The 24,408-nt window shown below is 38.8% G+C and carries 24 protein-coding genes and 1 other annotated feature; of the genes, 20 read left to right on the top strand and 4 right to left on the bottom strand.

Going from position 1 to position 24,408, the window contains the following annotated elements:
• Window positions 1–5 precede the first annotated feature (5 nt).
• The 8 genes from AA0X95_RS25115 to AA0X95_RS25080 all read left to right on the top strand — a co-directional run bounded on the left by AA0X95_RS25115 (window position 6) and on the right by AA0X95_RS25080 (window position 4,453).
• The gene (locus AA0X95_RS25115) at window positions 6–530 is read left to right on the top strand and encodes a Rieske 2Fe-2S domain-containing protein (protein WP_413302972.1); all 525 of its coding nucleotides are present in this window, start codon (window positions 6–8) and stop codon (window positions 528–530) included.
• Window positions 520–711 carry a hypothetical protein gene (locus AA0X95_RS25110; protein WP_413302969.1) on the top strand — a complete coding sequence of 64 codons (192 nt, stop codon included), beginning with the start codon at window positions 520–522 and terminating at the stop codon, window positions 709–711. The genes AA0X95_RS25115 and AA0X95_RS25110 overlap by 11 nt, the downstream gene beginning before the upstream one ends.
• Window positions 704–1,015 carry a hypothetical protein gene (locus tag AA0X95_RS25105; protein ID WP_413302967.1) on the top strand — a complete coding sequence of 104 codons (312 nt, stop codon included), beginning with the start codon at window positions 704–706 and terminating at the stop codon, window positions 1,013–1,015. Before AA0X95_RS25110 ends, AA0X95_RS25105 begins: the two co-directional genes overlap by 8 nt.
• Window positions 1,002–1,283 (top strand): hypothetical protein, encoded by a 282-nt coding sequence (locus AA0X95_RS25100; RefSeq protein ID WP_413302965.1) that lies wholly within the window; start codon window positions 1,002–1,004, stop codon window positions 1,281–1,283. Before AA0X95_RS25105 ends, AA0X95_RS25100 begins: the two co-directional genes overlap by 14 nt.
• Window positions 1,284–1,563: 280 nt before the next feature.
• A complete protein-coding gene (locus AA0X95_RS25095) occupies window positions 1,564–2,232 on the top strand; it encodes a sensor histidine kinase (protein WP_413302962.1) in 669 nt (222 codons plus the stop codon).
• Between the two features lie 13 nt (window positions 2,233–2,245).
• Window positions 2,246–2,899, top strand: a complete 654-nt coding sequence (locus AA0X95_RS25090) for a response regulator (protein WP_413302959.1) — start codon at window positions 2,246–2,248, stop codon at window positions 2,897–2,899.
• A gap of 15 nt (window positions 2,900–2,914) precedes the next feature.
• Window positions 2,915–3,367: a GAF domain-containing protein gene (locus AA0X95_RS25085; RefSeq protein WP_413302957.1), complete on the top strand. Its 453-nt coding sequence runs from the start codon at window positions 2,915–2,917 to the stop codon at window positions 3,365–3,367.
• Between the two features lie 15 nt (window positions 3,368–3,382).
• A complete protein-coding gene (locus AA0X95_RS25080; protein ID WP_413302954.1) occupies window positions 3,383–4,453 on the top strand; it encodes a PAS domain-containing protein in 1,071 nt (356 codons plus the stop codon).
• Window positions 4,454–5,222: 769 nt separating this feature from the next.
• Here the strand turns inward: AA0X95_RS25080 and AA0X95_RS25075 are convergent.
• Window positions 5,223–6,878: a glutamine--tRNA ligase/YqeY domain fusion protein gene (locus tag AA0X95_RS25075; protein WP_413302951.1), complete on the bottom strand. Its 1,656-nt coding sequence runs from the start codon at window positions 6,876–6,878 to the stop codon at window positions 5,223–5,225.
• Window positions 6,879–7,069: 191 nt separating this feature from the next.
• Between AA0X95_RS25075 and AA0X95_RS25070 the strand changes: the two genes are divergently transcribed.
• The gene (locus tag AA0X95_RS25070) at window positions 7,070–8,053 is read left to right on the top strand and encodes a Gfo/Idh/MocA family protein (protein WP_413310242.1); all 984 of its coding nucleotides are present in this window, start codon (window positions 7,070–7,072) and stop codon (window positions 8,051–8,053) included.
• Between the two features lie 708 nt (window positions 8,054–8,761).
• Here the strand turns inward: AA0X95_RS25070 and brnQ are convergent.
• On the bottom strand, window positions 8,762–10,102 hold the full coding sequence (brnQ, locus tag AA0X95_RS25065; protein WP_413302948.1) for a branched-chain amino acid transport system II carrier protein: 1,341 nt from the start codon (window positions 10,100–10,102) through the stop codon (window positions 8,762–8,764).
• A gap of 61 nt (window positions 10,103–10,163) precedes the next feature.
• Window positions 10,164–10,409: a binding site (T-box leader), on the bottom strand.
• 236 nt (window positions 10,410–10,645) lie between these two features.
• Here brnQ and AA0X95_RS25060 point away from each other — a divergent pair.
• The 9 genes from AA0X95_RS25060 to kynB all read left to right on the top strand — a co-directional run bounded on the left by AA0X95_RS25060 (window position 10,646) and on the right by kynB (window position 20,860).
• Window positions 10,646–11,662 carry a 4Fe-4S binding protein gene (locus AA0X95_RS25060; RefSeq protein ID WP_413302945.1) on the top strand — a complete coding sequence of 339 codons (1,017 nt, stop codon included), beginning with the start codon at window positions 10,646–10,648 and terminating at the stop codon, window positions 11,660–11,662.
• Between the two features lie 69 nt (window positions 11,663–11,731).
• Window positions 11,732–12,097, top strand: coding sequence for an SCP2 sterol-binding domain-containing protein (locus AA0X95_RS25055; RefSeq protein WP_413302942.1), 366 nt, complete (start codon window positions 11,732–11,734; stop codon window positions 12,095–12,097).
• Window positions 12,098–12,411: 314 nt separating this feature from the next.
• A complete protein-coding gene (locus AA0X95_RS25050; RefSeq protein ID WP_413310239.1) occupies window positions 12,412–14,091 on the top strand; it encodes an ABC transporter substrate-binding protein in 1,680 nt (559 codons plus the stop codon).
• A 55-nt stretch (window positions 14,092–14,146) separates the two neighbouring features.
• Window positions 14,147–15,103, top strand: coding sequence for an ABC transporter permease (locus tag AA0X95_RS25045; RefSeq protein ID WP_413302940.1), 957 nt, complete (start codon window positions 14,147–14,149; stop codon window positions 15,101–15,103).
• A 13-nt stretch (window positions 15,104–15,116) separates the two neighbouring features.
• Entirely contained in the window at window positions 15,117–16,040 is a 924-nt protein-coding gene (gene opp4C, locus AA0X95_RS25040; RefSeq protein ID WP_413302936.1) for an oligopeptide ABC transporter permease, read from the top strand.
• Between the two features lie 9 nt (window positions 16,041–16,049).
• Window positions 16,050–17,030, top strand: coding sequence for an ABC transporter ATP-binding protein (locus AA0X95_RS25035; protein WP_413302934.1), 981 nt, complete (start codon window positions 16,050–16,052; stop codon window positions 17,028–17,030).
• A complete protein-coding gene (locus AA0X95_RS25030) occupies window positions 17,027–17,992 on the top strand; it encodes an ABC transporter ATP-binding protein (RefSeq protein ID WP_413302931.1) in 966 nt (321 codons plus the stop codon). Before AA0X95_RS25035 ends, AA0X95_RS25030 begins: the two co-directional genes overlap by 4 nt.
• A 147-nt stretch (window positions 17,993–18,139) precedes the next feature.
• Complete coding sequence (locus tag AA0X95_RS25025) at window positions 18,140–20,116, top strand: WG repeat-containing protein (protein WP_413302928.1); 1,977 nt, start codon at window positions 18,140–18,142, stop codon at window positions 20,114–20,116.
• A gap of 123 nt (window positions 20,117–20,239) precedes the next feature.
• Complete coding sequence (kynB, locus tag AA0X95_RS25020; RefSeq protein WP_413302925.1) at window positions 20,240–20,860, top strand: arylformamidase; 621 nt, start codon at window positions 20,240–20,242, stop codon at window positions 20,858–20,860.
• Window positions 20,861–21,079: 219 nt separating this feature from the next.
• On the opposite strand, the gene AA0X95_RS25015 is transcribed toward kynB, so the two are convergent.
• Window positions 21,080–22,174, bottom strand: a complete 1,095-nt coding sequence (locus tag AA0X95_RS25015) for a copper resistance D family protein (RefSeq protein ID WP_413302922.1) — start codon at window positions 22,172–22,174, stop codon at window positions 21,080–21,082.
• On the bottom strand, window positions 22,175–22,795 hold the full coding sequence (locus AA0X95_RS25010) for a copper resistance protein CopC (protein ID WP_413302919.1): 621 nt from the start codon (window positions 22,793–22,795) through the stop codon (window positions 22,175–22,177). It abuts the gene before it with no gap.
• A gap of 351 nt (window positions 22,796–23,146) precedes the next feature.
• On the opposite strand from AA0X95_RS25010, the gene AA0X95_RS25005 reads away from it, so the two are divergent.
• Both AA0X95_RS25005 and AA0X95_RS25000 read left to right on the top strand, forming a co-directional pair.
• A complete protein-coding gene (locus AA0X95_RS25005; RefSeq protein ID WP_413310236.1) occupies window positions 23,147–23,950 on the top strand; it encodes an MBL fold metallo-hydrolase in 804 nt (267 codons plus the stop codon).
• Window positions 23,951–24,101: 151 nt separating this feature from the next.
• Window positions 24,102–24,401, top strand: a complete 300-nt coding sequence (locus tag AA0X95_RS25000; protein WP_413302916.1) for a DUF5658 family protein — start codon at window positions 24,102–24,104, stop codon at window positions 24,399–24,401.
• Window positions 24,402–24,408 lie beyond the last annotated feature (7 nt).

Here is a 24,408-nt window from a genome sequence, read left to right as displayed (position 1 = left end):
TTAACATGACAGATAAAAATAATAAAATCCCGTTCGAAGAAGATAACTATACTCATAATATAAACCGCAATAACGAAAGAAAATTAGACCGTCGTGGATTTATGAAAACATTGGTTGGAGCGGCAGGAGTATTCGCCGTTTCCTCTCTTCCATGGGGAGTATTAGCAGCAAAAGAATTGAATGGGCTTGGAGATAAAAAATATCCGAAGCATAAAATTACTGATGTGAATTCATTACCAATTGGAGACGCGGTTGACTTTGCGTTTCCTGGTGAACATGACAGCGCGATTTTAATCAGACTGTCTGAAAACAAATATGTTGCCTACCAAAATGCTTGCACACATCTTCGGTGTCCTGTGTTTTGGAAAAAGGATGAAGGCGAAATGCTATGTCCGTGCCACCATGGAAAATTTGACGTAGAAACGGGTGCACCAATTGCCGGACCGCCTAGACGTCCGCTTCCAGAGATTTATGTGAAAGTGGAGAACGGTGCCGTTTATGCCGTGGGGGTGAAGCGTTATGAAGCGTAGTTATATCCCTGTAGCATTTCTACTAGCCGTATTGATGCTCAATATTATTTTTACACAATTTATGGTTCATCAATATTTCTATGAGAATTATACAAATACGATTATTGCAGCTGTCGTTAACGTGATTTTATTTCCAGTCGCAATCCTCATTTATAAAAAAGGTGTGAAGGTCAATGACTAGTGAAACATATATAGATTTTTGTTTCGTCCGTCCGGAAACAGGCGATTTTAGTAGTGAAATTGATGAGTTATTGAAGAATACCTTTGCAAAAAAACGGTTGAATTGGTTTCTAGAAGAAAAAAAGATTGATGGAGCGGAGATGGTTGTGGCTGAAATTAAAGGGATGAGCGATTGGTTATCCGAGGAGGAGACCATTCAGTACATCGAGGAAAATGCTGGCGAGAAATTTTGGGAGTATCTTCAGGGCTATAAGATGTTCATCTATCCTGTATTGAGAGGGTGTAATAGCTGTGGAACTCATTAAGTTAGAGGATGTAGAACGATTTGTGGGTGTACCTGTTGAAATTGCCATTCAGGACTCGGAGGGTGGAGATCAAGCTCAAGCCGTTAAAAAGACAGTGAAAAAAGTGCAACACTGCCCGGATGAAACTCATATTCGTTTATATTTTGATGAAGTCTATTTTCTAGCTGTGCCATTAAAAAGTGAGGTAAAGCAGTCAGAGAATAAATGGTCTGCTTTTGATCAGGAAAGCGGCTTGACATATACAGTAAAAAAGGTTCAGGTCTTATAATAAGAACCTGCCTTTTTTTTATTTGCTCTTTTTTTTAAAAAGTTGTGATTTTTGAATCGCTGATAAATCTTTAAATTCGCTGATAAACTGTAAAAATTCGCTGATAAAATCATAGATTCGCTGATAAAATACTAAAATTCGCTGATAAATCTATGGGGTTCATTCGTAAGGTGTAATTTTACACTTTGATTTGATTCCTAAGTATTGAAATAAGTAAAAAAGCAAAAATTTTTACGAAAACACTCTATTTATTTATGAAAATGGAAGTAGGAGGTGCAAAATGGATCAATTAAGGTCAAAACATCAGCAGATCAGCTCATATATTATTCATACACAAGAAGAAGAAATTAAACGAATCGCATTAGAACTGCACGAAGGCGTCGGACAAAATCTATATAGTATCTTAACTGGATTACAATTTATTGAATCCGGTGCAAACGAACCGTTCATGAAAAATTATGTCCGCGAAATGTCGCAGTTAATAGAGAAGACTATCCAGGAAATAAGGCTGCTGTCTGTGGAATTGCATCCGCCTACCCTAACCACTCTTGGTTTACTTTCCGCAATGAAGAGCTATATTAAGTTATATACTTCAACCTTTGGAATTCTTGTAGACCTAGAATCCACAGGAGAAGAAAAAGAGATACCAGAAAAAACGAGTATTACCGTATTCCGTGTATGCCAAGAGGCACTAGCGAATATTGCCAAGTATGCAGATACCTGCCATGTGAAGATGAATTTTATTTGGTTTGAAGATATATTAAAAATTACCATTAATGATTATGGCAAAGGATTTCGACCGGAGGAGCATGACGAAAATAATCCATCATCAGGGCTTGCGGCTATGAAAGAAAGAATGCTTCTAACTGGCGGACAGTGTAACATTTCCTCTAAAATAGGAGAAGGAACATGTATAGAACTATCTCTTCCGTTATTAAATAGGGAATAAAGGGGAGTTAAGAGTGATAAGAATCCTGCTGGTTGATGACCATGCCGTCGTTCGAATGGGCTTAAAAATGCTACTAAACACAAATCCAGAAATGGAAGTGATTGGTGAAGCATCGGAAGGTAATGAAGGGATTAAAAAAGCCTTGAAGCTTAATCCGGATGTTGTTGTCATGGATTTGAGCATGCCTCATGGAAAAGATGGGTTGTCGGCAACGACAGAATTAAAGAAGCAAAAGCCTGAGATCAACATATTAATCCTAACGATGCACGATGATGAAGAATATCTCTTTCGTGCCATTCAAGGGGGGGCATCGGGCTGTATTCTAAAAAGTGCTCCACATGATGAGCTCATGTCTGCAATCGAATCTGTTGCAAAAGGGGATGCGTATCTTCACCCGTCTGCAACGAAGCGTTTAATGGAAGAATATCTAAGCAGTATGAAACAAGATGGTAATGACACATATAACCTTTTATCTGAACGTGAGAAGGAAGTCTTAACATTAACAGCAAAAGGGTACTCCAATAAAGAAATTGCGGAACAACTTGTCATCAGCGTGAAAACAGTTGAGACCCATAAGGGAAAATTAATGGAAAAACTACAGATGAAAACGAGACCAGAACTGGTGGAATATGCTGTTAGAAAAGGATTGTTAGGCTATGGCATTTAAGGGGAATTACTTGCGATGACTGAAATAAAAGAGATTCCCGCGGTGATTGAGGTATGCAATCAGTTGTTATCAGCGGTTAATTGCGATTTTGTTGCCCTGGCCTTACAAAATGAAGTGGGTCCTGATGTAAGGTGGCATTATGCATCGGGCAATTTAAATGAGAAATACAAAAGAATCACCGTTCGATTTGGAAAGGGTATCGCTGGAAAAATTATCTCAAGCGGCAGTCCAATGATGATAACTGATTTTCCAAACGGCATCCTTGGAAAAGTGACCGATCATCCCATTATGCTTGCTGAAAAACTTGTATCCACCTATGCGGTCCCTTTATTTTTCAATTCTGTTCCCAAAGGGGTATTGCTGATCGGAAATAGAGAGTCGACTGTTTTTACTGAAACTGAGCAGGAGAAGGTATATGATTCCGCAAGGTTCTTGGAACAGATATTAAAGGACCAGTTCCTATTATAAATGCAGGAGGTAGCTATGGAAAAAGAAATAGACCAGCCTGCAGACAAGCTAGCAGACCTTGAGTTAGAGTTGAAAAAATCCATGCAGGAATTGGTAGATATAAAGTTTGCTCTTGATGAATCTTCAATCGTTGCCATCACGGATTCACGAGGGACTATTACATATGTAAATGATAAATTTTGCCATATCTCTAAATATTCTAGAGAAGAGTTAATGGGCAATGATCATCGAATCCTAAATTCTGGGTATCATTCTAAGGAATTTTTCAGAGAGATGTGGAGGACCATCGGAAACGGAAACGTTTGGAAGGGTGAAATCTATAATAAGGCGAAAAATGGTGAGTATTATTGGGTGGATACGACCATCGTTCCTTTTTTAAACGAGCAGGGTAAGCCTTATCAATATTTAGCTATTCGCTATGAAGTGACTGAAAGAAAGCGGGTAGAACAGGAACTTCAAAAAATGATGACAACGATTATTGATGTGCAGGAGGAGGAGAGAAAAAGGTTCTCCAGAAACTTGCACGATGGCATCGGACAAAACCTATACAGTCATCTAATTACAATTAATCGTTTAATGGCTGAACTCGATCATCCATTGCTTCATCAAATGCAAAAAGAAGCTACTCAATTAATTGAAGAGATTCGCGAAATCTCGTGGGAACTCCGGCCATCAGTCCTTGATGACCTTGGATTAGTGCCGGCGATCCGTTCTTTCCTTTCTAGGTTTTCAGATCATTACAATATTGACGTATATTTTGATTGTGTCTTAAACCGCCGCCTTAACATTAATATTGAACTGACCATTTATCGAATTATCCAGGAGGCCTTAACAAATATCAGAAAGTATGCTGAGGTTTCTGAGGCAAAGGTGATCATAAGAGAGATGGATGACCATATCAGGGTAATGATTGAAGATCAGGGTGTAGGCTTTGATATGAATAAGCAGTCCACTGGTGTGGGACATTTTAGTATGGATGAGCGCGCCCGTTCTGTGAACGGAGAACTGACCATCGTTTCATCAACTGGAAAGGGAACAAAGATTATTTTAGAAGTTCCCATAAGCAATAAACCGGTGCAACAGTAACTTGACGCATAAATAAATTATTTAATAGTGATGTTAAAGGATAAAATCGCTGAGGTTTTATCCTTTTAATGTGCAAATGATTCAGGCCGTAAGTGTCGGGCCGACTAGTGCCCGTGAAGGAGAGAAAAAAGAAAGAACGGTAACTAGTCAATGCGACTAGTACCCGTGAAGGAAGAAAAAGGATTAAGACGGTAACTAGTCAGTGCGACTAGTGCCCGTGAAGGAAGAAAGAGAATTAAGACGGTAACTAGTCAGAGTAACTAGTGCCCGTGAAGGAAGAAAAAGAATTAAAACGGAAACTAGTCAGTGCGACTAGTACCCGTGAAGGAAGAAAAAGGATTAAGACGGTAACTAGTCAGTGCGACTAGTACCCGTGAAGGAAGAAAAAAGGTTTAAACGGTAACTAGTCGCTGAGATTAATGTTTTTCTTAAAAAAACAACAAAAAGAGATTGGGAATCCCCAATCTCTTTTTTGCTACTTCATTTAAATTTTGGCTCTGTTATCATTTGTTGTTGTTTTCCGTGTAGGTAGGATAATTCATAAGGGGATAAATTCCCGCTATTGTATAAAAAGTAAGCTTAATAAGCAGAAATAAGAGGAGAAATTCCCCTTAACTGCTCTAAAGTAAGACAAAATCCATCGATTTGGATCAAATAAAGGGAAAAAATACCCTTATTTTTAAGGAAATAAGGGTATTTCCCAATTTAAACGGAATTTTTCCCTTTATTTTTCAACCACTGTGAAATCAACATTCAGTTATAACAGAACCTAAATTTTAAAAGAACTCTTCAACGAAACAATTCGGTTAAACACAAGCTTATCTACTGTTGTATGTTTCGGGTCCACGTTAAAGTAACCATGTCTAAAGAATTGGAACTTATCCTGTGGTCGGCTTTCCTTCATGTTTGGCTCAACGAAGCCTTGTAACACCTCAAGAGAATTTGGATTGACATGATCAAGGAAGGTTTTTCCTTCATCACTTTCATCCTTATCTGCATCTAAAATGAGGGGCTCATAAAGGCGGAATTCAGCAGGAACAGCATGAGTAGATTCTACCCAATGAATGGTTCCTTTTACCTTTCTTCCCGTAAATCCTGTTCCACTCTTTGTCTCAGGATCGTACGTGCATCGAAGTTCGACTACTTCACCATTCTCATCCTTAATAACTTCCTGACAGGTAATAAAATACGCATTTTTGAGGCGGACCTCATTGCCAGGGAACAGACGGAAGTATTTCTTTGGAGGCTCCTCCATAAAATCGTCTTTTTCAATATAAATTTCACGAGAAAATGGGATTTTCCGCATTCCCATTTCAGGATTCTCAGGATTAATTTCCGCATCGAGCAATTCGATTTGACCTTCTGGATAGTTGGTGATAACCACCTTCAACGGATTAATGACACCCATCGTACGCGGTGCCTTTAATTTTAGATCCTCACGAACAAAATGCTCGAGCATTTGCGAATCAACGGCACCGGAACCCTTATGAACGCCAGTTTCACGAACAAACGCACGAATCGATTCAGGTGTGAAACCTTTGCGTCTCATCCCAGAAATAGTAGGCATTCGCGGGTCATCCCAGCCATCAACAAAACCTTCTTCGACTAGTTGCTTCAGCTTACGCTTACTCATAACTGTATTCGTTACATTCAATCGGCCAAACTCAATTTGCTGCGGTGTGCTTTCCATTTCACACTTTTCAACCACCCAATTATAAAGTGGGCGTTGATCCTCAAATTCAATCGTACAGATGGAGTGAGTTACTCCTTCAATAGCATCCTCAAGCGGGTGAGCAAATGCATACATTGGGTAAATGCACCACTTATCACCTGTGTTATGATGCGTCGCATGTGCAATACGGTAAATGACAGGGTCACGTAAATTGATATTTGGTGACGACATATCAATTTTCGCACGAAGAACCTTCTGACCATTATCATATTCACCCGCACGCATCTTTTCAAATAACTCCAGGTTTTCCTCAATAGTACGCGTACGGTAAGGACTGTCTTTCCCTGGCTCTGTCAATGTTCCACGGTATTCACGAATTTCATCTGCAGACAAGTCATCCACATAGGCTAGTCCTTTTTTAATTAAAAGAACGGCACGATTATACATCTCTTCGAAATAATTGGATGCAAATAATAAGTTATCCCATTCGAATCCCAGCCATTTCACATCTTCCTTAATGGAGTTTACATATTCGATATCCTCTTTTAACGGATTGGTATCGTCAAAACGTAAATTAGTCAGCCCGTTAAACTCATCAGCCAAGCTAAAGTTAATGAATATGGATTTAGCATGGCCAATATGTAAATAACCGTTCGGTTCTGGCGGGAAACGAGTGACGATTGTATTGTGCTTTCCGGATTCTAAATCTTTTATCATGATATCCTTTATAAAATTTGATGTGTGATTGTCCACCCTTTTCAACCTCTTTCATCTTATCTATTATCTATAAATACCATAAATACTGATATTTTTCCATTGTTCCCAACTATTCTTGCACAAAACTAATTGGTAATAAAAAATATTTTCTTAAAATTAGTAAGCAGGGCTTTAATGCGTTAAAATGGTTAGTTGAAAAGTACATAATTGAAAGAGGTAATAAGATGATTAACTTTGCTACAGTTGGTACAGGATGGATCACGGACTCTTTTATCCAAGCCGCAAAACTCAGCGGGAAGTTCCAGTTAGTAGGTGTTCATTCACGCACAGAAGAGAAAGCGAAGCAGATGGCCGACAAGCATCAAGCTGCTCATTATCATACAAATCTAGAGGAGATGGCCAAAAGCGAAGAAATTCAAGCAGTCTATATTGCCTCTCCAAATTCTCTTCACTTCGAACAAGCACTTATTTTTTTAAAAAATAAAAAGCATGTTATCTGTGAAAAACCTATTTTTTCTAATACAGCTGAATTGGAAATGGCGTACAGGACTGCAGATGAAAATGGCGTTTATTTAGTCGAAGCCATCCGTAATATCCATACACCTAATTTCCATATCCTAAAGGAGAAACTAGGAATGGCTGGGGAATTGCGAAGTGCCATGTTACCCTACATCGGTTATTCTTCTCGTTATGATTTGGTTTTACAAGGGGAAGAGCCGAATATCTTTTCCGCTGTCTATTCAGGGGGAGCACTTGTAGATTTAGGTGTTTATCCACTGTATTTAGCCGTTTGTTTATTTGGTGAGCCAAGAAAGGTCACTTATCATCCAGTGATATTGAGAACTGGAGTGGATGGCAGCGGGACGCTCGTTTTAGAATATGAAGGTTTTGTTTGCACCATTCTTTGTTCAAAAATATCCCATTCGGAACTTCCTTGTGAAATACATGGTGAAAAGGGCAGCTTTGTTCTTGAAGATGCAGCACCGATTTCGGAAATCAAATTTATCGACAGCCATTCAAAAGACAGCCAAATTTTGAGTGTGGACCAAGAAGAACAAAACATGGTCTATGAATGTTTAAGTTTTGCCAATATCATTGAAACGAAGGATAATGAAGAATATACTCGTTTGAAAAATTGGAGTCAGATCGTCCTTCGTATCACTGAAGAAGCACGCAAACAGAATAATATTATTTTTTCTATAGAAAAGTAAAAAATGCCAGTGGACTGTATGAAACGACAGTCGTAATGGCATCATTATTGGTATATAAAAAAGTATAACTCGCCAAAGTAATTGGCGAGTTTCTTTATTAGGAATATAATAAACTTATTTATATAAAACCTCACTTACTTGTGATACGGTTCTCTTGGATTTTTGAGAGATAGTCACTGCCTTTTAAAAGTAAGATGTTTCGTTCTTAAACGAGTAACCAGCAAAAGTAAATAAGCGGAGTTTTTCCGCTTAAATTTAAAAATGGAGCTCGTTTCGGGGTAAATAAGCGGAATTTTTCCGCTTATGCAAAGAAAAACCTACCCTTTTTCACACTTTTCGAGTAAATAGGCGGAATTTCTCCGCCTATTTACTCTTTTTTTAATACAAATTTCTAATTAAGCGGAATTTTTCCGTCTATTTATCAGTTCGGGTGCATAACCTGATCCCCCAAATCGATAAGTGCTGCCCTCTTGAACTAGATGCGGGAATCAGCAGCTCTACTCAAAACGGCACTGCAAATGAAAGAAGTTTTAATTCTCTTTTTGACATCATAATTATGATGTCAATTGCTATGTCAAAGTTAATGATATTCGTAGAAACCTTAACAAATAAAGAAAAAGACGTATGCCAATTCATACGTCTTGTATCTTTTAATAAGAAAGCACCCGAAAACGGAACCCTTTACTGTTATAATCCACTGGCATTTTCTTATGCCACTTTCCCTACATCACGTGCTTCGCTAGGTGATGAAGTGCGACGAACTTTTTCCCAAACCAATCCAACTAAGGCGCCGACAAGGGCAGGAACAACCCAGCTTAAGCCCACTGAAGCAAATGGTAAACTGCTCATAAATGCTTCTAAGAAACTCATTTTTACTCCAAACATCTTTAAACCTTCATACAAACTAACTAATCCTGTAAGGAGCATAGACAGGGCATACACCTTTTGTGAACCACCGAAGAAGCGATGGAAAAAGGCAAGTGTAACGAGAACAATGGTTAACGGATAAGCCATAACCAAGAATGGAACAGAAATCGTAATGATTTGGTTTAGCCCAAGATTGGCAATTAAAAAGCTGGCTACGGTAACTAAGGTAACCACTAATCGGTAACTAAGCTTTGGGGCCACCTTTGAAAAATACTGACCACATGCAATAGTTAAGCCGACGCAGGTCGTAAAACAAGCAAGTGTAAAAATGACTCCAAGAAGGATTTTTCCGCTATTGCCTAATAAAAGGGTGGATGCGGCAGAAAGAATAGCCGTTCCATTATCAAAGGTACCGTAGCCAGCCATTTTTGCACCCAAGAAGCCAATAGCGACATAAACTAGGGCAAGTGCTGCACCGGCAACTAGCCCAGCTTTAACTGTGTAAGAAGTAAGTTCTTTTTTGCTAGATACACCTTTTTGTTTAAGCGTAGTTAAGACAACAATCCCAAAGGCAAGGGCGGCTAAGGCATCCATGGTCGAATAGCCATCGATGAAGCCTTTGAAAAGGGATGCAGATTGATAATTTTCTACTGGTGCTTGTAATGGTTGATCTAATTTTAGAAAACCGGTGACACACAGGACAACGATGGATAATAACAAGGTTGGTGTAATAAAGCGGCCCATGTAATCAACGACTTTAGATGGATTTAAGCTTAGTAAGTAAACTAGCAAGAAGAAAACAGCTGTAAAACCTACTAATAGCATAGATTGACTAGCAGAAACCTGACCGAGAAATGGTTTGAATCCCATTTCAAATGCAACATTCGCATTTCTAGGTACACCGAAAAACGGTCCGATAGATAAATAAACGACAACGGTAAAAATAGGACCAAACCACGGGTGCACCCGGCTGCCGAGTGTGTTGACACCGTCTTTCACTAGTGCAATTGCAGTTAGAACTAACAGCGGAAGTCCCACAGCGGTAATAATAAATCCAATGATGGCTGGCCAAAAAGAAGTTCCGGAGCCCATTCCTAAAAAAGGTGGAAAAATTAAGTTTCCCGCTCCAAAAAACATTGAAAATAGCATTAAACCTACAAATAACGTATCTTTTTTCTTCATCTTACTCTCTCCTTTTCCTTGTTCAACAGTTTTAATCCAAAATAAAAAGCCCGCCCCTATGGATAGGGACGAGCTAGCTCGCGTTACCACCCTACTTCCGCAATAAATAAAAGCAATTGCGGCTCTCGATCAACGTACCATCATACGTGTCCCAGTTAACGGCGGGCAGGTCGGCAAAGGCTTACTACAATTTTAGGCCTTGCATCTCGGAGATGATTTTCACTTAGTTCCTGACACCGGCTTCCACCAACCGCCGGCTCTCTGAGGTACAAGGAGTTTAAGCTACTCTTCTCGTCATCGATTTTAATGATTTTAAAAAATTCTAATAAATAAGAATAAATCAATTATATTATTTTTAAATAATTTTTCAAGCCTTTTTTTAAAAAAATAAAGGTAACCGTTTACAAGGTGGTAATCATTTTTGACAGAATTAAGTTGCTAATGTGACATCTTTATGAAATGAACTGGTTCGATGATTAAAATCACATACCCTGTTTTTACCGTTCTTTATAGTAAAAGTAATGGAAGAATGGAGGAAATGTGATGAAATCAAAAGCATGGTATAAAAAACAGTTGAAGCGAAAGCCCATTACCATCACAAGATATGTGGTTCAGTCTGTTTTTTTATTGTTTTTACTATATGTAGGTGTGCAGTTCTACCGCTTTTATATGCACTTTGAAACGCTTGGAGAAACCACCTTTGTCGAAAGACCTGCTGCAGTTGAAGGCTTTTTGCCAATCAGTGCACTAGTTGCATTAAAGGTTTGGATTAATAGTGGGGAATTTGATCAGATTCACCCGGCAGGTCTAGTCCTATTTAGCTTTTTTGTAGGAGCAGGAATCATCTTTCGGAAATCCTTTTGCAGTTGGTTCTGTCCTGTTGGTACGGTTAGTGAGTGGACGGCAAGACTAGGAAAAAAGATATTTAAAAGGAATTTTGAGATTCCCACGTGGCTGGCATGGCTCTTATCACCTATCAAATATTTATTGCTCTTGTTTTTCTTGAGTATGGTCATACAAATGTCCACCTATAGTGCAAAAGCTTTCCTAGAGTTGGATTATAATAAAGTTTCTGATGTAAAGATGTTGCAATTCTTTTTAACTATTGGCGGAACGGGTTTAACGGTAATTGCAGTGATTTTTATTCTGTCGTTATTCTTTAAAAACTTCTGGTGTCGTTTCCTTTGCCCATATGGTGCATTAATTGGTCTGGGTTCCATATTTAGAATTACAAAGATTCGTAGAAATGAAGAGACTTGCACGAATTGTGAAATGTGTACAAAGGTATGCCCGCAGAGATTAAAGGTCCACAAGGTGGAAGCAGTTAATTCACTTAACTGCACGGCGTGTATGTCCTGCGTGGAAGCTTGTCCTGTTAAGGATACATTGAATATGACGGTTGTAAACAAAAAGGTTAACAAATGGTTTATTCCTGTCGCTTTCCTAGTGATGTTTATTTTATTTGTTGGATTAGCAAAAATAACAGGTCACTGGGATACCATCATTTCTTATGAAGAATGGAAGCAACTGATTCCAGATGCTAATTATGTAGGGCATTAGAAAATTGAAGAATGAACAGCCTCCTGTTATCATAAAATTACCAAATATTACTTTTTAGGAGGACTGTTCATGTCAAAAGCAATTGAAGAGTATTCTTTACCTGGCTTAATGAAATTAATTGAAAAAGTACTAAATGAAAATAATGAACCCATCCAAGGCCTTACAGCTGTTTATCAATTCGATATTAACGGTGAAGAGGAGGGAACGCACCAACTTCATTTCCAAGATGGAAAAGCAGTGGTGAAGACAGGAACTGAAAACGCTTCTGATTGCACGTTGTCCATGTCACTCGCTAATTTCCACCAATTCTTGTTAGGAAAACTAAATGGAACGATGGCTTTTATGACAGGGAAATTAAAAATTAAAGGGGATATTGGCAAAGCTATTAAGATTGAAACCATTCTGCGCCATTATAATTTGAAAGAAAATCTATAATAGAATAATAAAATATTTTAAAAACAGCACACTTTCATGGTGTGCTGTTTTAATAGGTCAATAGAAACAGGCTTAAGGTAGTGTTGGGAGCGTTTATATTAATCTGAAAAAATATTTTTTTGAAATAGCATTGACAATTATATAAACAATTAGTATCTTTAAATATAAATGAAAACCAATCGGATTTGTCGGCTTTGCTTCATTGGAGGTTCGGTAACATTTGAAATGGTTTAGTTAAGGAAAAAACCAAGTAAACAGGGGTGAATAATGTGAGAAAAGGTTTTATAGGTTTAGTGAGTGTCATCATCCTTTCTATGATTTTATCTGCCTGTGCATTAGATAGTTCAAGCCAAAAAGAATCGTCTGCACCGGCAAAGAAAGGTAACACTGAAAGTTCAAATGTTAAGAGCACAGAAGTAAAAGAATATAAGGCAACAGACCTATCTGCACTTCCTGAAAAAGCAAAAGCAAGAAAAGATATGTTCATCGCAGGAATATCAGCACCTGGTGGAGTTTTCTTGCCATATTTTTATGAAAATGGCTGGGATGGAAATGCAACAGATCCTATCTTTGCGCCATTAGTTAACTTAGATAAAGAAGGGAAGCCAGTAGGAATCCTTGCAGAAAAATGGGATGTATCAGACGACAAACTTACATACACATTCCACTTAAGAAAAGGATTAAAATTCAGTGATGGTTCACCGCTAACAGCGGATGATGTAGCATTCACTTTAACACTTCTCTATGATCCAGCATATGCAGGTTACCAAGATATTTCACTTGCTGCTATTAAAGGTGGTAAGGAATATAAAGAAGGTAAGGCTAAAACAATCGAAGGAATTAAAGTAATTGATAAAGAGACAATTAAAATTACGACTGAAAAAGTAAATGCGAAGTCGTTGCTGATTTTGGGCGGCCAAGTATTATCAAAAGCATATTACGGAAAAGACTATCAATATGGGAAACTTGATTATTTAAAAGATCTTTATTCAAAACCACTTGGTGCAGGTCCATACAAGTTTGTAAAATATGTTCCTGGTCAAGAAATTCGTTATGAAGCAAATGAAAATTACTTTGCTGGTAAGCCAAAGACGAAAAACCTCATTTTTAAAGTGATAGATACTGCGACTTCTCTCCAATTGTTTGAAACTGGCGAACTTGATTATGCAGGTTTCTCCGCTGATGATGATACAGTAGAACAATTGAAAAGCTTAGGATTTGCGAATATCCAAGTTGGGCCAGTAAATGATTTTGGTTTTATTTATGTAAACAATTCACGACCACAGTTCAAGGATAAAGAGGTAAGGCAGGCCCTTATTTATGGATTGGATCGCCAAAAGATTGTGGATGTGAAATTTAAAGGTTATGGTGAGGTAGCAAACGTTCCCGTTTCTAAAGTTTCATGGGCATATGACGAAAAAGATATTAACAAGTATGAATTTGATGCAAAAAAGGCAAAGGAATTACTTGATAAAGCAGGTTGGAAGGCCGGCAAAGATGGTATTCGTGTAAAGGATGGCAAACCATTCGTTATTCATTATTTAACGAGAACTGCTGATGACCCAATCATCCCGATTGCAAAAGAAAACTATGAAGATATCGGTATTAAATTTGAGCCCGAGATTATGGACTTTAATGCATTAGTTGCCAAATTAAACGACAAGGATTATGACCTTGCGGCAGTATCAACTTCGCAAATCTTAGATCCTAGTGATCCTGTAGAAGAATTTGCGACGAATAACCCGAATAACGCTGCAGGCTATTCTAATCCTAAAGTAGATGAATTAATTCAAAAGGGATTAAATACCTTAGATATTGAAAAACGTAAAGGTATCTATCATGACCTTTATAAAGAATTAAATGATAATCCACCGGTTATTCTTATTCATTACCGTCAAAGTGCAAGAGCAATCAGTGGTCAAATTCAAGGTTTAAATCCTGATAACTATACAGGCATCAGCGCTAGCTTGCCAAACATTTCGATTAAAAAGTAATCAATAAAGTGCCTAGCGATAAGCTAGGCACTTTATTTGTGAGGTGGGACAATTAATGAAACAGTATGTTTTACAACGTTTTTTACAAATGATTGTGATTTTATTTGGAACATCATTTATTATATTCTTTTTGTTTGCCATGCTGCCAGGTGACTACATTGATTCTAATATCAACTTAACCCCGCAAAGAGCTCAAGAATTAAAGGCGCTCTATGGATTAGACCAACCTGTGTTACATAGGTACTTTACATGGCTTGGAAATGCTTTGCACGGTGATTTTGGTTACTCATTAAAGCATCAGGAACAGGTCTTATCGCTGTTAAATAAGTATGTTTGGAATTCGTTTTTTGTAGCCATTTTTGCTTTACTTTTAACCTGGTCGATTGCTCTAGTAACAGGGGTCCTCTCCGCTATCAAGCAATACTCTTGGTTTGATGGTTTTGTGACTTTTTTTGTCTTTGCTGCCATGTCATTTCCATCCTTTTTTATTAGCTTACTCTTTATTAAATGGTTCGGAGTGGACCTCCAAATCCTACCAATAGGGGGAATGATTGATACTGGAAGTAATAGTACAGGGTTTGCTCATCTTCTTGAGGTTGGCAAGCACATGATTCTTCCTGTTATCATCCTAACACTCCTTAGCATTGGCTCGTTAACGCGGTATTTTCGAACAGGGATGCTCGAGGTGATCCGTCAAGACTATATTCGAACAGCTCGAGCTAAAGGACTGAAGGAACGTGTCGTTATTTTTAAACATGCTTTAAAAAATGCTATACTCCCAGCGATTACGCTGCTGGCTTTTGAATTGCCGGGGCTTTTTTCCGGAGCAATAATTATGGAACAAATATTCAATTGGCCTGGTGTTGGAAGAATCCAGCTGGAATCTGTTAGTTTCCGTGACTACCCTGTTCTGATGGCATTTACGATGTTTTTATCCTGCTTAACGATCATCGGAAACTTTTTAGCGGATGTAACCTACGCGGCTGTTGACCCAAGAATTAGATTGAAATAGGGAGGGAATTAGTGTGGAAACACAAAATCCCATTGTAAATAAACAAAAGACGAAGACAGTTGTAAAATCACCTTCGTTATGGAAGCAAACGTATCGCCGCTTGAAAAAGAATAAATTAGCCATAGTCAGTTTATTCTTTTTATGTTTTATGTTTTTGCTTAGTTTTATCGGACCGCATTTTTCTCCTTATATCCTTGATCGGACGAATGTAGCGGATATGAACCAGCCTCCAAGTAGCGCACATTGGCTTGGCACGGATAACTATGGGCGGGATGTCCTAACCAGATTAATGATGGCAGGACAAATCTCGTTAACCATTGGGATTGCTGCGATGTTTTTATCGGTATTGATTGGTTCATTGTTAGGGGCGATTTCCGGGTTCTATCGCGGCATTGTTGATATGGTTATCATGCGTATAGCTGATATTCTTATGTCCATTCCCGGCTTGCCGCTTCTCTTGATATTGGCGGCCATTTTATCTGAATGGAAAGTACCCACTGAATACCGTCTTTATATTATTATGATTATGCTCAGCTTTGTGGGCTGGCCAGGCCTTGCACGTCTAGTAAGAGGACAAATTTTATCATTAAAGGAACAGCCATTTATGCAAGCAACAGAAGTACTCGGTTTATCTGACCGTCGTAAAATCTTACATCATCTTATTCCGAACACGGTGCCGCTTCTTCTTGTTGTAGCAACTTTAAATGTTGCGGGCTCTATTTTGAGTGAGTCTGCACTAAGTTTTCTAGGGCTGGGCGTTGTTCCGCCAACACCATCATGGGGGAATATGATGGATGCGGCTAATAATTTCATGGATTTTAGAAAACGGCCATGGCTTTGGATTCCACCAGGAACAGCTATTTTTCTAACGGTTGTTTCAATTAATTTACTAGGAGACGGATTGAGGGACGCGCTTGATCCGAAAATGAGAAGGTAGGGAAATGGTATGAATGAGATGCTGTTGGAAGTAAATCATCTCCAAACAAACTTTTACACGGAAAACGGCGTCGTTAAAGCAGTAAATGACGTCAGCTTTGCGATCCGTGAAGGGGAAACGGTTTGTATTGTCGGCGAGTCAGGTTGTGGGAAGAGTATTACTGCATTATCTTTAATGCAGTTGATTCCTGAAAACGGAAAAGTTGAAGGTGGCGAAATTAACTTTGCCGGGAAAAACTTGCTGAATTTAAATAAAAAGGATATCCGCCGTCTAAGGGGTAATGAAATTGGCATGATCTTTCAGGAGCCCATGACTTCGTTAAATCCCGTATTCACAATTGGCGAACAAATGATTGAGCCAATCCAGGAACATTTATTACTTAGTAAGAAGGATGCGTATAAACAGGCGATGGAATTGATTACGATGCTGGGCATCCCGAATGCTGAAAAAATCGTCAATCTCTATCCCCATGAACTAAGCGGTGGGATGTTGCAACGGATAATGATTGCCATTGCCCTTAGCTGTAATCCAAAGCTTATCATTGCCGATGAACCAACGACTGCACTAGACGTAACCATACAGGCACAAATTTTGGATTTGTTACGTGATATAAAAAAGGAATTTAACACTTCCATATTATTGATTACCCACGATCTTGGCGTTGTAGCAGAGATGGCTGATTATGTTGTTGTAATGTATGCTGGAAAGGTTGTTGAAGAAGGACCTGTTCTTGAACTTTTTGCTAACCCACAGCATCCGTATACGAAAGGTTTATTGAAGGCTAAACCTGTCATTGGTGAACGGAAGGATCGCCTCTATACCATTGCAGGCCAAGTACCAAATTTAGTAGATTTAAATGAGTCTTGTTATTTTGTCGATCGGTGTGAGCATGCAATGGATATTTGCCGTATGAAACAACCTGCTTTAACGGAGGTTACTAAAGGACAAAAAGCAGCCTGCTGGTTATATGAGGAAGGTGCTAATCGATGAGTGAAACATTGTTAGAGGTTCATAATCTGAAAAAATATTATTCTTCCTCAAAAGGAATGTTTAAGAAATTAGGAGACTCCGTTAAAGCGGTTGATGGAGTCAGTTTTACCATAGAAAAAGGGGAAGTGTTCGGGCTTGTAGGAGAATCAGGAAGCGGCAAATCTACCATTGGTAAAACCATTTTACGTCTCCATGATAAAACAGATGGGGAAGTGAAATTTAAGGGAAAAGACGTCTTTTCCTTATCGAAAAAGGAACTTCGTCATCTCCGCACTGAAACACAATTAGTGTTCCAGGATCCGTTCAGTTCATTAAATCCAAGAATAAGGGTTGGAGACGCAATTGGCGAAGCAATGGTACAACACGGCCTTGTTTCTAAACAAGAAGTGCGTGAGCGTGTATTAGAGGTAATGGAAAAGTGCGGTTTGTCTCCCTTTCATATTGATCGCTATCCCCACGAATTTTCCGGGGGGCAGCGCCAGCGTATTGTCATTGCCCGTGCAATGGCTCTGAATCCAGAGTTTATTGTTATGGATGAACCGGTGGCAGCCCTTGATGTATCCATTCAGGCGCAAATTATTAATCTATTTAGTGACTTGCAACGAGAAAATGGACTTTCTTATCTGTTTATTTCTCATGACTTAAGTGTAGTAGAGCACTTATGTACGAAGATTGCCATTATGTATTTAGGGAATATTGTCGAATTAGCTCCTAAGGAAGAGTTATTTGATCGTCCATTGCACCCATATACAAAAGCCCTTTTATCGGCAGTTCCCATTCCAGATCCTACTGCTAAGAGAGAACGGATTATTTTAAAAGGAGACATTCCAAGCCCGATCAATCCACCTTCAGGTTGTAAATTTCGGACACGATGCCCAATCGCGACTGACCTTTGTGCTGAAAAAGTACCAGAATACCGTGAAGTGGAAGCGGGTCATTATGTAGCCTGTCATTATGTATAAAATATGATGCTAGAATAGAGGCAAAATTCGACACCAGTCTAATTTTGTCTCTTTTTAGTTTTGGAGCTTTTAAACGTCAATTCTTTTCTAAAAACACAAAGCCCACCCTTTTTCATATATATATAGAAAAGTAAAATTGGGTGAATCATGATGTTTGGAAGTGACAAAGATTTGGCAATTTGGATTATTCCTTATCTCCCAGTTGGTGCAGAATTGTATTATCGAGATAGTAGAGCAGTACTTCACTGGGAAGATTTAGACCGTGATGGAATAAATGAAGTATTCGGACTGTACCGATACCATCAGCAGCTTTATTTATTTGTGTTGAAAAACTATAACGGACAGTATTGGTTTTATTATCCCCCTACAAACGAAATGGTTAACAGAACCGTTCAGGACTTCTCTATTGCACAAGAGGAAAGAGCCGTTTATTTGTTTCCTGCACCGATCAAAAAAATAGGCGGAACTAAATGGGGTTATATTGATGCGAAAGGAAAATTTGTCCTTCCTGCCATTTATGATGAGGCTAGAGACTTTCAAGAGAATGGGCTCGCCATCGTTAGATCGGGGAATCAATCAGGTGTCATTGATGCAAAGGGTTATTTTATCGTAAAACCAAAATATGATACGATTCAGCCGTTTTCAGAAGGCCGAGCCATTGTTAATGACCGTCAAGGGACTAAGGTAATTGATGAGAGCGGCAAGGAAATCACCGAAAAAGCCTATTCTGTTATTATCCCAGATTATAAGGAGGGGCGCGTCTCAGCAGCGATAGAGGATGAACACGGCCAGTATGAATATGGTTACTTGAACAAAAGAGGTAAGGAAGTCATTCCCCTAATTTATGTTTCTACAAGTGATTTTAAGGATGGAAAAGCAATTGTAAAAACGAAGGAAGGGACCTTTCAGTTAATTGATTTAACTGGAAAGGTGCTGAAATCCTTTCCATATGCATTCGTCGGTCAGTATGGTCAAGGGTTACTAGCATTCAAGAAAACGGAAGATGGGAAATTTGGATTTATCGATGAAGAAGGAAGAATCGTTATAGAACCTCGTTTTACTGATGCAGAACCATTCATAGATGGGCGTGCCATTGTTTCTGTGTCTGAGGGTAACCAAGCACGCTACGGGTTAATTGATCAAAAAGGGCATTTTGTCATAAAACCAAACTACAATTATCTTATCAATCTAGGGGAAAACCGGTTTGCCGTTGGTAAGGAAAGGCAGCCAGAACAGCCCTGTATCAAGTTTATTTATGCGTTGGGGGATTCTGAAGGACATATTCTAACCGGTTTTATTTTTAATGAAATCACAACCTTTGAAGAAGGGGTGGCTTCTGTATCTGATGACCAACATACTTTCTTTATTGATAAAAGTGGAAGGCGAGCGAAGCACCTGCCATTGGTTAACGGGATTGGCACATTGCAAATTGAGAAAACAATGATTAAGAGTGAAGTCGATATGCGATTACAATATTTTAGTCTTAACGGTGATTTAGTATGGAAGCAAAACACTATGATCCCCCTAACCAAGCAGTACTTCATTTTAGAACAAAAATATCGACCCAATAAAGATTATTTAGTTTACTATCCACAACTACGAGGGATTCCTAATGAGGCAGCCGTGAATGCAGCCTTAGCAAAGCTTGCTGGTGTAAAGTCAGTACCTTCCCATACACAGCTGGAATCCAGCTATGATGGTGATTTTGAGCTCCCTTTTTATCAAAAAGATTTACTGATAATTGAAATTACCGGGTATGATTATGTATCTTGTGCGGCTCATGGTATGCCTATTTCCAAATATGCTCATATAAACCTTAAAACCGGGACAATGTATCAGTTAAAGGATTTGTTCAAGAAGGGGAGTCCGTTCGTAAAAATCATCAGTGACTTCATTGGAAACAAAATCAAAAACGATGATCAATATTCCTACATCACACCTGATGATTTTCATGGAATAAAGGAAGACCAGCCCTTTTTTATTAATGAGAAAGGTTTAAATATTTACTTTAAGCCTTATGAAATTGCAGCCTTTGCTGCGGGATTCCCCACTTTTACGATTCCATTTGACGAATTGAAGAGTATCCTTAATCAAGCTGGAGGATTTTGGAGATCGTTTCATTGAGTTGAAGGCAGGAGGTTACTCCTGCCTTTTTTTTCAAAGAAGTTAAAAATAACAATAGAAAAAGATAAGGGCTATGTGAAATAATGTGAATAAATACCATTGGAAATAGAAGGAGTGAATTTTATGAGGATTTACGATGTTTCTAGAAAGTTGGTCAATGGAATGCCGGTGTGGCCTGGGGATACTCCTTTTCAATATGAAGTTTCGTGGCCGATGGAGGAAAGCGGCTCGGTTAATGTTGGGAGATTGGAATTGAGCACCCATACAGGTACACATGTCGATGCTCCGTTTCATTTTGATAACAATGGGAAAAGAATCATAGAGTTAGACCTTTCATTATACATAGGGCCTGCAAGAGTAGTAGACATGGCAGGGAAAGATAGTATTGGAGCAGCCGATGTAAAAGATATCAATCTTGATGGTGTTACGAGAATCATATTTAAAACCCTTGCCTGGAAGAATCCCGATCAATTTCCGGAGAAGATACCCCATATTGAGCCGGATTTGGCTCCATTTTTAGCGGAGAAGGGTATTAGGCTTATCGGTCTGGATGTCCCATCGGTAGATCCAATAGACAGCAAAGAACTGTTTGCCCATCACAGTTTAAACCAACAAGGAATTCACATCCTAGAATCACTCCTCCTCGATGAGATCGAACCTGGTGATTATGAACTCATCGCTTTGCCATTACCTTTAGTTGAGGGAGACGGAAGTCCAGTCCGCGCAATCCTTCGTAAAAACTGAAAATGAAAAAGAAGAAGCAGACTCGCGCTTCTTCTTTTTATTTGGCTATGTTCAAGTTCATTGTTTATTTGGGTACACTGTTGATTGGAACGGAAGGCACGGAGACTCCTGCGGGAGTACGGGGCAGGGGAGACCCCGCAGGAGCGTAAGCGAAGAGGAGGCTCCCCGGCACGCCCGCGAACCGCTCGTGCCTGGAGTGGAAATTAACATGCAAACTTTTTATTTTATGCTTAACATCAATGCTACATAGGCCGTGAAAATAAATAAGGCACTCATCATAATGGTTAGACTCTTTTGAGCTCTTTTTACAAAAATAATGACCATTAATATGAGAAAAAACATGGCGACTAGTAACAAACTTACGGATCCAAGACCAAGTGTTACATGTAACGGAAAAACAACTTCACTCGAATGAAAAAAGCTAAAAAGCGATGAGACACCCTCTGTTTTTAGTGTAATTAATATATCATGCGGTGGAGATTGCTGTCCTAGTGCTCCGGTAACAGTAAAAAGTAGTAACACAATGACACTCTCGAGCTTGGCCCATGAAAGTGGGTTAAAGGTCGAATCAGTGGCTAGCTTTTTCCGAACAACTACACTGTTAATAAAAGCAAATACGAGTAATGGTACAATCGTTAAATGTTTAACCAAGAGAGCTTGCCCGTAAGATAATGGCCATGTATTCGAATAGTCCTTTACATCCATCACAAAGGTCATTAAGGCAATCCCAGTAATGATTGTAATAAGAAAGCAAATCACGGCCAGGGGAGTAAACCATGTTAAAAACTTCAGCCAATTGTCATGGTTTTTTGAGAACCAGCTGACGATTATCAAAACGCCAATCCAAGTGCTAACAGCTAGTAAGTGAGCGGTGTGAGTAAAAAAACCAGGCCATTTAGATAGTGAACTGGCGTGACTGGACAAGCCGATGGTTCCAATCAATGCAAGTGTCAGAATTAAACCAGTAATAGATAAGTAAAGTTTCCGCTCCACCTTAATAGGGAGAAGAAATATAAACAATATGATCGAAAGGATTCCTGTTTTAATCCAGGCTTTACCTGACTCAAAGTTAGTTAACACCGATTGCAGTGTGCTCCCTAATCCCAACCCGCCCTCAGATAAATATAGAATAATCCTTAGAACAGGCACAAAGGAAAAAAGGGCAATTCCTAGAACTGCCCCCAGGATAACCCCTTTTGAGATCTTAATCTCAGGACGGTAGTTTTCGGGTACAAGATTGATAATAAAACTTCCGAGCAACAATGAAAAACATAAATAAAGCAAAGCTTCACTCAGTACATTCAAAATTAACATTTAGGCATGCTTCCTTCTAAAAATTAACCAATAGCTCCCTAAGCCAACAATAATAATGAAGGCAACAGAAAACGGGATGACATAATCCTTGAAAGATGGCTCAGAAGGACTAGCTGTTGTAGGTATAGAAGCAGCCTGTTCTTTCCCATCAGTCGACTTGGATGAGGATACTGTGTTTGTAGGTTTAGCCTCTTCAGTTGATGTTTGCTCATCTTTTTCAGTTGCTGAATCCGCACTACTAACTTGGGCTGTTGAGCTACTTGTCTCAGGCAATTGTACAGTAAAAGAAAGGTCTCCTTCAAGTGGATGTCCATCTGTCCCAATAATCTTCCAGTGTATTGAATAAAATCCGTTTGCAAGATCCTCAGGCAAAACACCAACTAACTGGTCGCCTTTAATTTCAACTGGTAGAGCAATAGTTGCACGGTTTGCATCAGCCAATGTAAATGTACTTGTCGGTTCTAAATTTGTTTCAAACGTAAGCGTAATTTCTTTCAATGATTCAGTAAGCACTGCGCCATCTTTAGGAGATGAATCTTCTAAATGGGAATGGGCAAACACATTCGTTCCTAATAGAAAAAACAACAGAGCAGTGATTAAAGATATCTTATTAAACATCATTTTCAACTCCGTTATATTGTTATTTAACTGTTGTCATTCTATCACCATTTTCTTCTTTTTATATCAATTTGCATGTAAAGTTCACAAACCTTTCGAAATTAAGACCTATTTTGCTTGATATAAATCAATTTTTTTCAAAAATAAGGAACTGATCATTGAAAGCAGTTTCTTTTTTTATAAAATTACACTTATTAAGAACGAAAACGTGCTTTATAATATATAATTAAAAAGGAATGACATAAAAAAATAGATACTGTAATAATTTTTCCTCTCAGATTAATACTAGGCAAAAAGGGAGGAATACATTTGGAAATCGAAAAAGATAGCAAATTTGAGAATACGTTTCTTCCGATGTCATCCATCGGCAATGGCGTTGGTATAGCTGTTCTTCCAGATGTCTTTAGTTATACGGACCAGATTGTCAATCTGATCCTGGTGGGAAACCCAAATGAGACAAATGAATTTGTACTCGTTGATGCTGGTATGCCTAAGTCAGCAGAAGAAATAAAGGAAATGGTCCAAGAAAGATTCGGCGAGCATGCGATTCCCAAAGCGATTATCTTAACTCATGGCCATTTTGATCATGTTGGTTCGATTGCTGCCTTATTAGAAGACTGGAATGTCCCTGTTTATGCGCACGAAGAGGAACTTCCGTATTTAACTGGACAGAAGGATTATCCTCCAGGAGATCCAAGTGTGGACAGTGGTTTAGTGGCTAAGTTATCACCTATGTTCCCTAATCATGGGATTAATATTAGTTCGCTCGTAAACGCACTTCCTTCGGATGGCTCTGTGCCATTTATGCCTAATTGGCAATGGATACATACACCTGGCCATACACCTGGCCATGTTTCACTTTTCCGTGAACAAGATAGGATGCTAATTGCCGGTGATGCGTTTGTAACGGTCAAACAGGAGTCGCTTTATAAGGTAATGACACAGGCCAAAGAAATCAGTGGACCGCCCAAATACTACACGACCGATTGGGATGCCGCTTATGAATCGGTAAAAAAACTTGAAGCGCTAAAGCCTCAGATTGCTGTTACTGGACACGGTTTGCCAATGAGTGGGGAAGAATTAGAAGAAAATCTTCATTACTTGGTTGAACATTTTAGTGAGATCGGCAGGCCTGAAAGCGGAAGATATGTCAATTGATTTTTATTTATGAGATGGGGGTTGCTATAGAAGCAGCCCTATTATTCCACTCAGTCGTTCGTTAATAAGAACATTTGATTGAGAATGTATTAGCATAAGTATAAGTAGATAAACTGGTTACTAATATAATTTTGGTTTAAAGGGGGAGCCAATGAGATTTTGTATATTCCTACTGGTCGCTGGGCTGCTAGATGCTGTTTTAACTCACTTTGGGATTGCTTCTGGATTTGTTACGGAAGGAAATCCAGTGATGAAGGTGGTTATTAGTAAAAGCTGGTCTTATTTCTATTTGATTAAAATATCTCTTCCACTGCTATTATTAGGATTGTTCTATTTACGGCCATTAAAGGGATGGACAAAGGCTCTTTTACTATCCACCTGTGTTTTATATTTTTCCGTCCTTGTGATTCATGCTGCATGGATTTTCCTCTATATGAATACTTCCTATTAATTAACTA

Origin of the sequence: Neobacillus phoenicis (assembly GCF_047302305.1) — a bacterium.
GTDB lineage: Bacteria > Bacillota > Bacilli > Bacillales > Cytobacillaceae > Neobacillus.
The sequence above is the reverse complement of the archived record's forward strand: the minus strand, read 5'-3'. Positions and strand labels throughout refer to the sequence as shown.

Excerpts from the sequence above, each read along its gene's own strand:
- AA0X95_RS25115 (WP_413302972.1), top strand. The coding sequence starts at position 6 with ATGACAGATAAAAATAATAAAATCCCGTTCGAAGAAGATAACTATACT.
- AA0X95_RS25110 (WP_413302969.1), top strand. The coding sequence starts at position 520 with ATGAAGCGTAGTTATATCCCTGTAGCATTTCTACTAGCCGTATTGATG.
- AA0X95_RS25105 (WP_413302967.1), top strand. The coding sequence starts at position 704 with ATGACTAGTGAAACATATATAGATTTTTGTTTCGTCCGTCCGGAAACA.
- AA0X95_RS25095 (WP_413302962.1), top strand. The coding sequence starts at position 1,564 with ATGGATCAATTAAGGTCAAAACATCAGCAGATCAGCTCATATATTATT.
- AA0X95_RS25085 (WP_413302957.1), top strand. The coding sequence starts at position 2,915 with ATGACTGAAATAAAAGAGATTCCCGCGGTGATTGAGGTATGCAATCAG.
- AA0X95_RS25080 (WP_413302954.1), top strand. The coding sequence starts at position 3,383 with ATGGAAAAAGAAATAGACCAGCCTGCAGACAAGCTAGCAGACCTTGAG.
- brnQ (WP_413302948.1), bottom strand. The coding sequence starts at position 10,102 with ATGAAGAAAAAAGATACGTTATTTGTAGGTTTAATGCTATTTTCAATG.
- AA0X95_RS25060 (WP_413302945.1), top strand. The coding sequence starts at position 10,646 with ATGAAATCAAAAGCATGGTATAAAAAACAGTTGAAGCGAAAGCCCATT.
- AA0X95_RS25055 (WP_413302942.1), top strand. The coding sequence starts at position 11,732 with ATGTCAAAAGCAATTGAAGAGTATTCTTTACCTGGCTTAATGAAATTA.
- AA0X95_RS25050 (WP_413310239.1), top strand. The coding sequence starts at position 12,412 with ATGATTTTATCTGCCTGTGCATTAGATAGTTCAAGCCAAAAAGAATCG.
- AA0X95_RS25045 (WP_413302940.1), top strand. The coding sequence starts at position 14,147 with ATGAAACAGTATGTTTTACAACGTTTTTTACAAATGATTGTGATTTTA.
- AA0X95_RS25035 (WP_413302934.1), top strand. The coding sequence starts at position 16,050 with ATGAATGAGATGCTGTTGGAAGTAAATCATCTCCAAACAAACTTTTAC.
- AA0X95_RS25030 (WP_413302931.1), top strand. The coding sequence starts at position 17,027 with ATGAGTGAAACATTGTTAGAGGTTCATAATCTGAAAAAATATTATTCT.
- AA0X95_RS25025 (WP_413302928.1), top strand. The coding sequence starts at position 18,140 with ATGATGTTTGGAAGTGACAAAGATTTGGCAATTTGGATTATTCCTTAT.
- kynB (WP_413302925.1), top strand. The coding sequence starts at position 20,240 with ATGAGGATTTACGATGTTTCTAGAAAGTTGGTCAATGGAATGCCGGTG.
- AA0X95_RS25015 (WP_413302922.1), bottom strand. The coding sequence starts at position 22,174 with ATGTTAATTTTGAATGTACTGAGTGAAGCTTTGCTTTATTTATGTTTT.
- AA0X95_RS25010 (WP_413302919.1), bottom strand. The coding sequence starts at position 22,795 with ATGATGTTTAATAAGATATCTTTAATCACTGCTCTGTTGTTTTTTCTA.
- AA0X95_RS25005 (WP_413310236.1), top strand. The coding sequence starts at position 23,147 with ATGTCATCCATCGGCAATGGCGTTGGTATAGCTGTTCTTCCAGATGTC.
- AA0X95_RS25000 (WP_413302916.1), top strand. The coding sequence starts at position 24,102 with ATGAGATTTTGTATATTCCTACTGGTCGCTGGGCTGCTAGATGCTGTT.